Consider the following 12,198-nt stretch of genomic DNA (forward strand, 5'->3'; position numbering starts at 1 on the left):
CGCGACTCTTGTGTGCCCTATCAAGTGAGACACATGTCCTGAACCTAGACACCCTATGCTCCACAAATTTTTTCGAACCCTGTCTCACATCATCGTGTGGCAGGGTTTTTCGCTGTCTGATCTGAGGATCTTGGCCGCTGGCGCGCCCTGTCGCGAGAGTGAGCGAATGCAGCGATAGTGATCCAGTGTCCAGAGAGTGAGCCAGTTCCTTGAGAGTTGGCGGTGGACGGCATCTCTGGTGGTTTTGCCTATCTCTGGAGGAATTCACTCACTCTCGTTGCGTGTTCGGACCGTCGTGGGATTAAGCTCCCTCACCGAACAGCTCAGCTTCGATATCGTCAGCGGATGCTTGAGCCATGCGGCGTATGAGTTCACGGCTGTACCGCTCATACTCAGCCAGCGGAATGCGATGGTGGGTGCCGACTTTAGTGGCCGTGATCTCGCCAGCGGCGATCCGACGCGACACCGTGGAACGCGACATTCCCAATCGCTCAGCGACCTCAGCTGGCGTCAGCAGTTGTACGCGGGTGGAAAAATCGACGACCTCTCCACGTTCCTTGGCAGAATCCAGAAACTCACGCATGCGCACCCAGTCCTCATTAGACAGGTGTGAAGGATTGACGGTCATGTTGCTCATGTTGTCATTCTATCCAAGAGTGACCAGTTGGCCACAGGTAAGTGTCCACGTTACTTCCACAAATTTTTTCGAACCCCGCCCCCATATGATCGTGGAGCGGGGTTCTATTCACTACTACCCGTGGTGTGGTGCCGGGTGCGGCCCGCCGTGGCCGCCATGCAGAGCGAGCACATCAGGTGGGAGAACGACGAACGGACGCATCATCGTGTGATCCTCGTGGTCCAAGATGTGGCAGTGGTACATGAATTCGCCGCATGCGCCTTCGAAATGCCCGAAGAAGCTGACTACTTCACCTGCTCCAACAACCCATGTATCTTTTGTTCCCGCTTCCACAGGAGTGATCTCCGGGCCATCGGCCGGAAGCGGTAGTGGGTTAGGTGTTGAGCCGGTGGCCGGGTCGAAGCCTGGCACGGTGCCACCGTCATTCAAGGTCCACGAGCCTCGTTCAATCATCTGGAATGCCGTCATATGGATGTGCATCGGATGCTCGGGGCCTCCCAGATGCACCACGTTCCACTTCGCCCAGCTTCCCTCGGCGATGAGGATGCCCACCGTGTCATCGAACAGCTTGGCGTGCGCCCGCAGAACGAGCGGCTCCTCGCCATTCGGCCTTTCCAGTCTGATCACGTCTATTGTGTCCAGTTCATCCGGCGGCGTGCCGGTCACATCCTCCATCTCCCATAATTGCGGGTGGCCGTTGTTATGGACGTTGGTTGGGATAACAGCTAACCACACATCCTGATAGTCCGTGATGGTCTTGTTTCCAACAGTCACCGAACCGTCGGGGTTTTGCTCCCACCGGTTGTACGCCGGGGTGAGAACTTTGGGGAGGACAAATTCGTCTTCGCACGATGAGGCGCCCACTGAGAATTGCATAATAGTTGCGTCAATCTGCCCTGGCTGCGGGCGCAGCGCCGTGGCGCTCTCGTTGCGCAGCTCAAGTGTCCTGCCGGTATGAGCGCCAAGGTTCACAAGAATGTCCAGCCGCTCGCCGGGACCCAGCTCAATCGATCCCGCGGGAGCAATAACAGGCTCTGGCAGCAATCCAGTGTCCGTGCCGATGATCACCAGCCCGGAGTCCAGACGATGCATGCCGTAGGCGCTCGTATCCTCACCAAATCCGCCGTCAGGGTTGGATGGTAGCGGCCCAGCGTCAGCTGGGATCTCTTCATCCGTCGTGTCGTAGAGTGCCAGCCGATAGATGCGGGCGTTCGAGCCATTCACGATGCGGAGCCGGTGCCAAGCGGGCTCTGCCGCGTGGGTTGGCCAGATCTTTCCATTGACCATGGTGAATGGACCCGTCTGGGGGATTTCGGTGGCGGCTTCATCCGTGCCCACACCAGCCTGCTTGTACAGGAGCCGTCCTGTGGGGATGAAGCTTGATGGCTCGCCCGGCTCGGATTCTAGGTTTCGATCGGCGATGGCTAGTACGAGCTCTCGCTCCCCACTCGGCAGTCCCAAGCTGTCCTCGATCTCATCTCGAATGAGGTAGAAACCGGCGAGTCCCGCGTGCACGGTAAATCGAGTGATGGCCATCGTATGGTCGTGATACCAGAGTGTGGCCGATTCTTGGTGGTTTGGGTAGGTACAACGTGCAGTGTGCCCCGGCATCATGACGTTGTGTGCCCAGCCGTCATTGTGACCATCCGTCAAAGATCCGTGGAGGTGGACCACGTTGGCGGCCCGAATGGCGTCCGTGTCAGGAAGGCGCGGATAGGCGTTGGACGGTGGTGCGCCATGGGTCGTGTGGTCGGGCAACACGCGCCCTCCGGGGGAGTTGGCGATGCGAAGCGTTTCGGGGACGGTAGCTTGGGGCGGTACTCGAACCACATCGTAGGGGAGCGGCATGCCCGCCTCAGTTTTCAACGCGTTTTCCCAATCAATGCGAGCCGTGTGAGCACGCCGTGCCTCGATAGTTGGCCCGGGGATAGAGCCCTCGTAGGCCCATGCGATTGTTTCGGGCAGATCTGCGTGGAACTGCACCTTCGTGGGAAGGGCGCGAATCGTCACCGCGGTTTCCTCTGGGAGATCCTGAGTGCGAATGGTGTCCGGCTGGGTAAGCGGGTCGCGGAACTTCCGCAGCCCCAGCGTGGACGGTGATCCTGGGAGCGCCGCGGGAGCTACCGACAATGCTGGCGGGGTAGTTGTTGCGACCTGCGTGGCCTGTGACAGCGCTGGTAGAGCGAGCCGTCCCGTTTCTGCCAGCGAACGGTTGCGCTGTTCGCTCTGGGTAGACCCACCTGCGGCGGGTGTATCGAACGTATGGCCCGAGTACTTCGTCGTCGTCGACATGGATTCTTCTCCCTATTTATCCTCTACTAAGCCCGCAGCTGATTCTGACTACGGTGTCCGGGAAACTCCCAACGGGAATTCGAGGAAAAATGGGACGACGGCGACCGTGTGACGGGGCTCCGTATGCCGTATTTTGCCTCGTCCGGTAAAGTTTTTTGAGCATAGTTGAGTACGTGGCGCGCGTCAAGCATAAGGATAGCCTTACTATGGTTTCCGCGGGATTGCGCTCGGGGTACGTTGGCTCTGGTGACCCACGGAATAGCTTCCAGTGTTGATACACATACCCCCTAGGGGTATAAAGTGGTGCTAGGAGGAACGACTATGAATACCAGCAGTACCAAGTCAAACACCGTCACTGACCCAGTCTGTGGCATGACCATCAATCCTGAAGACGCGGCTGCCACCGAGGAATATGAAGGCCGTACCTACTACTTCTGCTCGGACGGTTGTCACGGGAAGTTCTTAGCGAACCCGGCGGAGTATGCCCGCAGCACTCACGAACCCGGCGAATACGTGTGCCCCATGCACCCCGAAGTGCGTCAGGACCACCCGGGCAGCTGCCCCAAGTGTGGGATGGACCTAGTCCCGGCCGGGGAAGAAGGCCACGGGCACCACGGCCATGAGCACCACCACGCCGCAACAGATGTGGCGACCGCTCCCGCAAAGACGAAGACTCAGAAGGAAAGCAAGAAGTCCTCGTCCTCCAACCAGGATGACGTCGAGTACACGTGCCCGATGCACCCGGAAATCCGCCAGATGGGCCCGGGCAGCTGCCCGAAGTGCGGCATGGCGTTGGAACCTGTGAGGGCAACGGCCGATTCGGGACCTAATCCCGAACTGAAGGACATGACACGCAGGTTCTGGATCTCGGCGGCGCTTGCCGTGCCGATCCTCGTTCTCGCGATGCTTTTCCCGATGGTACCCGCTTGGGAAACGCTGATCCCGATGGGAGTATCCCAGTGGATCCAATTCGCCCTAGCCACCCCGGTGGTGGTGTGGGCCGCCGCCCCATTCTTCAAGCGCGGCTGGGATTCGGTGCGCAACCGTTCCCTCAACATGTTCACGCTGGTGTCCCTAGGTGTGGGCGCGGCATACGCATATTCCGTTGTGGCCCTGCTCTTCCCGAACATCTTTCCAGAGAACATGCAGATGCATGGGCGGCCAGAGGTCTACTTTGAGGCCGCCTCGGTGATCGTGACTCTTGTGGCGCTCGGACAGGTACTTGAGCTGCGCGCCCGCGAATCCACATCTGGTGCCATTCGCGCGCTCATGGACTTGGCCCCTGCCACGGCACGCCGCGTGGACGATGCCGGAAACGAGGAAGAAGTCCCTCTAGAGGACATTGAGGTTGGTGACCTCGTGCGCGTGCGTCCCGGCGAGAAGCTCCCAGTGGACGGCACCGTGGTGTCTGGCCGCTGTTCCGTGGACGAATCCATGGTGACCGGCGAATCCTTGCCTGTCACCAAGGAGGAGGGAGACGAAGTGGTTGGCGGCACCGTCGCCGGCTCCGGTTCCCTCGTGATCCGTGCGGAGAAGCTCGGTGCAGATTCCATGCTCTCCAGAATCGTGGAGATGGTTGCTTCCGCACAGCGTTCGCGGGCACCCATTCAGTCGGTGGTGGATAAGGTTGCCGCTGTGTTCGTCCCAGCCGTCATTGTGGTGGCTGTGATCGCCTTTACTGTCTGGATGCTTGTTGGTCCGGACCCGCGCCTCACCCACGCACTGATCGTGGCGGTATCGGTCCTGATCATCGCCTGCCCATGTGCTCTTGGCCTTGCCACACCGATGTCCATCATGGTGGGCGTGGGCCGCGGCGCCAAGGAAGGTGTACTGATTCGTGACGCTGAAGCCCTTGAGGCCATGGAGAAGGTTGACACCGTGGTGGTGGACAAGACCGGCACGCTGACCGAGGGCAAGCCTGCGGTGACCGATGTGGTGACGCTCGGCTCCCTGAGCAGGGATGACGCGCTGCGCTTCGCCGCCTCCGTTGAGCGGCCCTCCGAGCATCCGCTTGCCACTGCGATTGTTGCAGCGGCTCAAGACGCCGAACTGGACATCCCCGCAGCAGAGGACTTCACGTCCGATGCCGGCGGCGGAGTCCGTGGAACTGTCGATTCCCACGACGTACGGGTGGGCAACGTCGATTACGCAGCCGCGAACACCGATACCAGCGCTGCCCAAACTCGTGCCGATGAACTGCGAGCCGAGGGAGCAACCGCCGTGTTCCTCAGCTTGGATGGCAACCTTGAGGCCATCCTCGCCATCGCCGATCCGGTTAAGGAGAGCACGCCTGCCGCACTGGCGGCGCTGCATGACCAAGGTGTGCGCGTTGTGATGCTGACTGGCGACAACCGAACCACAGCCGAGGCAGTCGCCAAGAAGCTCGGTATCGATGAGGTAACTGCCGATGTGAAACCGGAAGATAAGTCCGCCGTCGTCACAAAACTCACGGACCAAGGACGAACGGTGGCTATGGCCGGAGATGGCGTCAACGATGCCCCCGCACTAGCCGCGGCACGCGTTGGCCTCGCAATGGGTACCGGAACCGACGTGGCCATGGAAAGTGCCGGAGTGACGCTGCTTTCCGGTGATTTGGGCGGGATTGCGCACGCGCGGAGTCTGTCCCACGCCACGATGAAGAACATCCGGGAGAACCTGGTGTTCGCCTTCATCTACAACACGATCGGCATCCCGATCGCCGCGGGCGTGCTGTACCCGCCGTTCGGCCTGCTGCTTTCGCCGATGCTGGCCGCTGCGGCCATGGCGCTGTCCTCCGTCAGCGTGATCCTCAACGCCTCGAGGCTCAGGGTGGCGAAGCTGAAGTAGTTGGGCGTTCAGTAGGCGCGAGTAGTGCGGGGGTACTTGGTTATGCCGGGTGCTCCCGCACTTTGAGTGGGCAGATTTTTGTGACGACGACGGCGGCCCAGCTCGCCCTAGTCACTCATACAACCTACTTGCGCTACTGTGGTCATGCCCCAGCTAGGTCTAGGAACATACCGTCAACGGAGAAGATGAATGAGTCAGAACGATGTTCAGCCAACAGATGTGTGGGAACTGCGCGCTGTTCTCCGCACCGATCTGACGAGTGCCATGAAGGCGCACGATCAGGAAGCGGTGGCGGCGTTGCGCTCGGCGCTCGCGGTGATTGACAACGCGGAAGCTGTTGCGCCGGCGGACAATTCGGTGCACGCTTCGAGCGAGCATGTTGCCGGCGCGAGCGTCGGGGTTGGATCCTCGGAGGCGAGCCGCCGCAAGCTGACTGCGGATGATGTGCAGGCACTTCTGCGGGCAGAGATCGAGGAGCGGCTGGAAGCCGCGAGAAACTACGAGGCTCACGGCCAAAGTGACTTGGCGGGGCGGCTAAGGCGCGAAGCTGACGTGCTGGGCAAATACGTGCGGAGTAGGTCAGCCGGTTCGAACGGGTGACTCGACGTCAAGGCAGTGGGCCAGTGGGCTCCGGCGTGCGGTCACTGCCCGGGCTTAAACGATCCGTGAGAGGTCCTGAGGTGTCCCGCCCATGATCGTGGATGCGTGTTCGGGGTGAGCAGGTTGGGATCGGGAATGTCCGTCATTGGTTCTACTTTGTTTGAGATTTGCCATGGTGTAGGCCGATCTGGTCCATGACGATCCACGTGTCGATATTCAGCCGGGACAAGAAGTGATCGTCGTGGCTGACTACGATGAGGCCTCCATGGTAGGCCGATAACGCGTCAACCAACTCATCAACGCTTTGAAGGTCGAGGCTATTGGTTGGTTCATCAAGGACCAGTAGTTGATTCGCGGGATCCGCCAGCAGCAACGCAGCCAGTGCAATTCGGAACCGTTCGCCGCCTGAGAGGTCGCCAACGGTTCGATGAATGACATCGCCGCGGAAGAGTAACCTAGCCAAATCGGCCCGGAGTTCGCCGTCTGGTACGGCAGGTGCCGCGTCCCGTACAACCTCGATGAGCGTAGCTGCATCCTCTAGGTGATCGAGACGCTGCGGAAGATACCCGACGCGTTCCGTGAAGGCCGAGGCTCGGCAATCCTGATCCTCGAAAGCGCAAGCGCTGGTGAGCTGTTGTAGTAGCCGCGTCTTCCCGATCCCGTTCGGCCCGGTGAGCGCCACGCGTTCGGGGCCTTGGATAACGAATCGGTGCCCGTGACCGTCGCGAAGCTCAGCAAGCCGGCGCCCAAAAGGCACATCGGGATCGGGGAGGGTGATCGTGATGGTGGCATCGCGGCGGACGTTCTGCTCCTTAGCCGTAACAGCTTCCTCGGCGGTTTCAACGGCCAAGTCGAGCCGTCCGCGTAGCTTTCCTGCCGAAACCTGAGCTTCTTGCTTCCGGTTGTTCATGATCATCTTCGGCTTGCGCTTGTTTTCGAAATCGGTTCGGGCATATCGCTGGCGGCGCGCCAGTTTTGTTTGTGCCTCGGTACGTTGGCGCTTTTCAGCTTTCAGCCGTTGCTCTGCGGACTTCACCGCTTGTTCGGCGGCAGCTTGTTCGGTTGCCACATACTCTTGATAGGCATCGTATGGCCCGCCGAACGTGGTGAGGGTGCCATCGCGCAACTCGGCCGTTGCATCCATCAGGTTGAGTAGTTCTACGTCGTGGCTCACCACGATCAACGAGCCTCGCCATGAACTGATCGCCTCATAGAGGAGGTGGCGCGACTCGCGATCAAGATTATTCGTCGGTTCGTCAAGCAAGACTATTTCGCTCCCAGCCAGTTGCAATCCAGCGAGGGCTGCAAGAACGGCTTCCCCGCCTGACAGCGTGCCGACTTCGCGATCTAACCCGATTCCTGGTAGGCCGATCCGATCGAGGGCCGCAATGCTGCGAGCCTCGACGTCCCAGTCACTGCCAAGAACGTCAAAATGCGTGGCACTGACGTCACCTGATTCGATTGCCCTCAGGGCAATCAGCCGCTGCTGAACGCCGAGTAGCTCGGCAACGGTCGTAGTAGTATCCAAAATGAGATGCTGGGGAAGATAGCTCACGCTGCCGACCGACGTGAAACCGCCCGATGACGGGGAAAGCTCACCAGCGACGATACGCAGAAGTGTGGTTTTTCCGGTGCCGTTGGCACCGATCAGCCCGGTACGGCCGGCTTCAAAGGTGGCCGTGAGATGGCGAAAGACGGGGGTGCCGTCCGGCCACGTAAAAGAGAGATTCGCCAGCGAGACAGCCGGCTTTTGGGTAATAGACACGAGACTCCTGAGTTGTCAGTGGAAGCGCTGACACAGGAACCCCGAAGGCAGGGTGATCGATGACGTCAGCGCGCGGTGTAAGCAGCCAGACCGTCGTAGATCAGCATGATGAAATCCTTCTTTCGAAAACGAAACGCATATAACCTATCAGCTGCCACGGCACTAGAACAGCCCCAAGAACCCCTTGCGCCTGATGAGCTCCATATTCAGTGCCGGTTCGCCGGTGATGGGGTCCGGGGCGGCGTGCATGACTCCGCCGAGTTTTCTGTAGACCGTCTTGACCGTGTCCCCGGCCTGTGGCACCTTGCCGCCGCGCTTGCCCGCTGCCGCCTGCTCGGCGAACTTGTCCGCCGTGGTGGCCAGCAGCCCCCGCATCTGCTCGCTCGGGACGTCATCCGGATCATGAGTGAAAATCTCGGGCATGCCAAGCCGCGCCATCCCGCGCGTGTACACCACGTTCGCTGGGCCATCGTCCGTTTCAGCCACAGCTCCGTACACGGCAACGCTCACCATCCGTCCCGTTTGCTTCATGAAATCTTCATCCAGCGCCAGCCCTGGCTCCACCTCGAAACGCTCCTGCCCGGGGATCCACATACCCAGCGCCTCGGGCCGCTTCCCGATCTCCGAGGCCACCGCGGCCTGATGGAACAGCTGCTCATACACAGGCGCCGGGCCACGGCTGGTAATACACACGGCCGCGAGGTGCGAGATCACCTGATACTCGGCCATATCCGGCCTATCACTGTTCGTGCCATCTCGCGCGAGGAGGGGATCGTCAATCTTCTTGATCAGGCTAAGCGACACGGTCAGCGTGGGATCCTCGTAGGGGATTTCGCCGGTGATCGATCCTTCCTCTGCCAAACGTGCCGAGTAATTCGGCATGAGATCCTGAAGTGGCTCGCCCAGATTGTCCGGCTCGGCATTGAGGAGCACATACCACGCGCCTGCCGATACTGTCGGATCGTAGGGAGGTAGAGGAAGGGGGTCACTGAAGTTGCCGGCTTCGTCGTCGTCAAAATCTCGCGCCCACGGAAACGGAGCTGCGCTCCAATCGGCCACGACAGAAATTTGGCTATTCGTATCCCCATCCCATTCAACGTTCAGGCCGTGCCCACGTAGCGTTTGCGTCACGAGCTGACCCACCTGCGCCTCAGACTCGCGAACCATCGTGGTGAATGCCCTCTTCTCCGCGTCCGTGGTGGGCTCAGAATCGGGCCACTGCGAAAGGTAGCGCCCGCCGGGGAAGGCGCCGTAAGCCAAATACAGGTGGGTGGCGCCCTCGGCCAACCCATCCGAATCCTGCGCGTGGAAGAACGTATAGCCCTGCTCGACGTAGGGGTAGGCCGCGGATTCGGCGGCGGGCGTGCGCTCGTCCGGGATCTCCGTGTGCCCGCAATTCTGGCAGCACGCGAAGTCCATCCGCGCCGTGATGCCCTGAGATTGCAGGTCCTCGAACGCCTCGGCAAGCTGCGCGTACGGGCCTTCAAATTCGGCGATCTGCTGGCTTTGCGGGGAGAGCCAGTGGGGTTTGATTTGGCTGGCGGCGATCGGGGAGAGCTGGAGAAGTGGCTCGCCGGTGAGGGCGCCCGTGGCGGGGGAGCAGGAGTATGTGGTCTCGCCGATCTGGACTGTGTCCGCTTCGGTCGGGAAGATTTTGGTGCGAATCGCGTTGGCCACGAAGGTATCGATCTGCGCGGTGAAGTCCAGAAGGCTATCGGGCGCTCCTAGTACTTGGAGATTCGCTGCGCCGAGGGTGTGGAGTCCGCGAACGGTGGCGACCGCAGCCTCTTCCTTCTCATCAACCCAAGACGGGCGAACCCAATAGAACGTGTGTACCGGATTCTCCAACAGGTCAGTGACAAACGCGGCGAACGTGGTGATCTGGTGGCGATCGGGGAACCATACGGCGGCGTCCGGGAACGGTGGCAAGGCCACGATAGCTTCGCACAGGTCGCGTTGTTGATGGTGTGGCGGGGCGTCATCGCTCGCACGTAGCTCGAGCGCTGCGGCGTGACCCGTGAACATGGGGATGATCTGCTCGGGCTGCGGGCTGATCGCGGCGTCCATGGCCAAATCGGTGCTGGTGAGCTGGGCGGTGATGTTCGGGGTGACCGTGGTGGGGAGTTTCGCTGCGTTCCCTCCCCACAGCCCTTCGGGGGATGTGGCCGCAGGTTGTTGCATCAATAAAACGTAGGCGCTCAGTGGCATGGGTTCTCCTCGGGCAGTGTGTCCGCGGTGGACTCGTTTCGGGTGAGCATACCGAAGGGCGGGGAGGGTGTGGGACTTTGGTCCGGGTTGCGGAATGGGGTGGGTGGCAGTTTTGCTTCCGTATGCTGTAGTAGCCCTGCGTATTTGACCGGCTTACACAGCATGCGGAAGTGAGTAGCCGCCGTGGCATAGGGGAGTCGAAGGACGAGTTGCTCAATCAGAGCCTAGCCCTCTTCTAGAAGGTGCCGTGCGACTTCGGTTGGTGAGGGTCAATGTGTACGAGATACATTGACTGAATTGGACGGATCGCGTACGGTTTGGGTTGTTAGCCCCGTGTGGACCGCTGGTTTCGACCAAGTCGCCGGGGCTTTGATCTTTTTGGAGGCGAGCGCGTGTCTGATGTCTGGATCGAGGACTGGCTGGGCGTTCCCCGGTTTCAGAAGTATGTTGATTCCTGTTCAGGAGATCGCACAAAAGCGCTGGCGCTCTATGAATGGAACGTCACGCTTGGCCAAGCGCTTATGCGCGATATCGCGCACTTCGAAATTGGGTTGCGTAACGCATACAATACTGCCTTCGAGGAACGCTGGCAGGGGAGTTCTCACTGGCTACTTGCCCCAGATTCGCCAGCAGTCACGCCTATATGGCGGATTAAGAAGGATCGATCTGGTCTTAAGCGCGGTAGCGACGTGAATTACCAGAACCGACGTTCAGTCGATGCTGCTATCCGTGGCTGTGGTGGTGTGCGCGCTACCCCGGGGAAGGTGATGGCAGAATTGAGTTTCGGTTTCTGGAGGCACCTTACGTCGTCCTCACACGAGAAGACTGTTTGGGTACCTTACCTTCACCATGCCTACCCACCGAAAACTAATCGTGCAAGTGTCGATAGGATTATCGGGAATATCAACATTGTGAGGAATAGGATCGCCCATCATGAGCCGATATTTGATCGGACGAAGATTCCAGAGCAAGAACCGGTCCGAATTCAGCAAGACCTCATGGGTATCTTCTCGATGATTGCGCCTGAAGCCGCCGCTCATCTCGCTCCATCATCGGCCGTGGCCCAAGTGCTTGCCCAGCGGCCTTGACCTCTATCTCTGAGCCGAAGCCCCGAATCCTGTTTGTGATAAACCGTCTTGCGATGGTGGTTATAGAGCCTATGCAGGACCGACCCTCGTAACCGAGCGCGGGACCGTCACCGCGCCACTCTCAGCACTAGAGCCATAGGCAATTGGCTGGGGTAGCTCAACGTCCGCTCCGGCATCGCGTTTACCGCCCGCGCAGCCCCGGAATCAACCGTGCCGAGTTGAGGATGAATGCAGTCTCGGAGCCTACGTGGATGAACGCAGCCAGCATGGGGGAGAGGAACCCGAGCGCCGCTAGCTCCATCCCAATGAGGTCAACACCGATGGTCCCGGCAAAGTTGAACATGACGATCCGCCGTGCCCGCTGCGCCACGTGGGCTGTGCGCACGAGGTCGGCCAGATTCGAACTAATGAGCACCACGTCTGAGGATTCGCGGGCGATTTCGGTTCCGGAGCCCATGGCTATGGGCGGGTTCTAGCGGTCTTCGCAACACCGTGGTTTTCTAGGGGGTGTGAGGTTGAAGAAGGTTAAGGAAGGGTTTTCAGGCGCTAGATCGTGTAGATAGCGTTATTAGCGTTGCTGCTTATGATGTTGGCGTGAACCAGAACACGGCGTACAGGTGGGCGCGTGAGGCTGGCGTGCACGGTCGTGGTGGTCGACATCCGCGCAAGCAGGAATACGAGCAGTTGCGTGGGGCGGGGATGAGTCGTCGGGAGGCTGCCGGGCGTGTCGGTGTCCACGCGCGTACCGCTCTGATTGAACCATGGAATCGAGTTCGGCGATA

At 60.1% G+C, this 12,198-nt stretch carries 8 protein-coding genes; 3 read left to right on the top strand and 5 right to left on the bottom strand.

Annotated elements, in window-relative coordinates:
• Positions 1-301: 301 nt before the first annotated feature.
• Positions 302-637, bottom strand: a complete 336-nt coding sequence (locus ACTHV6_RS09120) for a helix-turn-helix domain-containing protein (protein WP_441387085.1) — start codon at positions 635-637, stop codon at positions 302-304.
• Between the two features lie 114 nt (positions 638-751).
• Positions 752-2,929 (bottom strand): multicopper oxidase family protein, encoded by a 2,178-nt coding sequence (locus ACTHV6_RS09125; RefSeq protein ID WP_441387086.1) that lies wholly within the window; start codon positions 2,927-2,929, stop codon positions 752-754.
• 321 nt (positions 2,930-3,250) lie between these two features.
• Between ACTHV6_RS09125 and ACTHV6_RS09130 the strand changes: the two genes are divergently transcribed.
• Positions 3,251-5,755, top strand: a complete 2,505-nt coding sequence (locus ACTHV6_RS09130; RefSeq protein ID WP_441387088.1) for a heavy metal translocating P-type ATPase — start codon at positions 3,251-3,253, stop codon at positions 5,753-5,755.
• Positions 5,756-5,944: 189 nt separating this feature from the next.
• Complete coding sequence (locus ACTHV6_RS09135; protein ID WP_441387090.1) at positions 5,945-6,355, top strand: GatB/YqeY domain-containing protein; 411 nt, start codon at positions 5,945-5,947, stop codon at positions 6,353-6,355.
• Positions 6,356-6,506: 151 nt separating this feature from the next.
• Here the strand turns inward: ACTHV6_RS09135 and ACTHV6_RS09140 are convergent, their stop codons facing one another.
• Together ACTHV6_RS09140 and ACTHV6_RS09145 are read right to left on the bottom strand one after the other, a co-directional pair.
• Entirely contained in the window at positions 6,507-8,120 is a 1,614-nt protein-coding gene (locus tag ACTHV6_RS09140) for an ABC-F family ATP-binding cassette domain-containing protein (protein ID WP_441387092.1), read from the bottom strand.
• A gap of 162 nt (positions 8,121-8,282) precedes the next feature.
• Positions 8,283-10,301: a DUF6891 domain-containing protein gene (locus tag ACTHV6_RS09145; RefSeq protein WP_441387094.1), complete on the bottom strand. Its 2,019-nt coding sequence runs from the start codon at positions 10,299-10,301 to the stop codon at positions 8,283-8,285.
• A 419-nt stretch (positions 10,302-10,720) separates the two neighbouring features.
• Here ACTHV6_RS09145 and ACTHV6_RS09150 point away from each other — a divergent pair, with 419 nt between their 5' ends.
• Positions 10,721-11,416 carry an Abi family protein gene (locus tag ACTHV6_RS09150; protein WP_441387095.1) on the top strand — a complete coding sequence of 232 codons (696 nt, stop codon included), beginning with the start codon at positions 10,721-10,723 and terminating at the stop codon, positions 11,414-11,416.
• Between the two features lie 181 nt (positions 11,417-11,597).
• Here the strand turns inward: ACTHV6_RS09150 and ACTHV6_RS09155 are convergent, their stop codons facing one another.
• Positions 11,598-11,873 carry a hypothetical protein gene (locus ACTHV6_RS09155; protein ID WP_441387097.1) on the bottom strand — a complete coding sequence of 92 codons (276 nt, stop codon included), beginning with the start codon at positions 11,871-11,873 and terminating at the stop codon, positions 11,598-11,600.
• Positions 11,874-12,198 lie beyond the last annotated feature (325 nt).

Source organism: Ancrocorticia sp. (genome assembly GCF_052089425.1).
GTDB lineage: Bacteria > Actinomycetota > Actinomycetes > Actinomycetales > Actinomycetaceae > Ancrocorticia.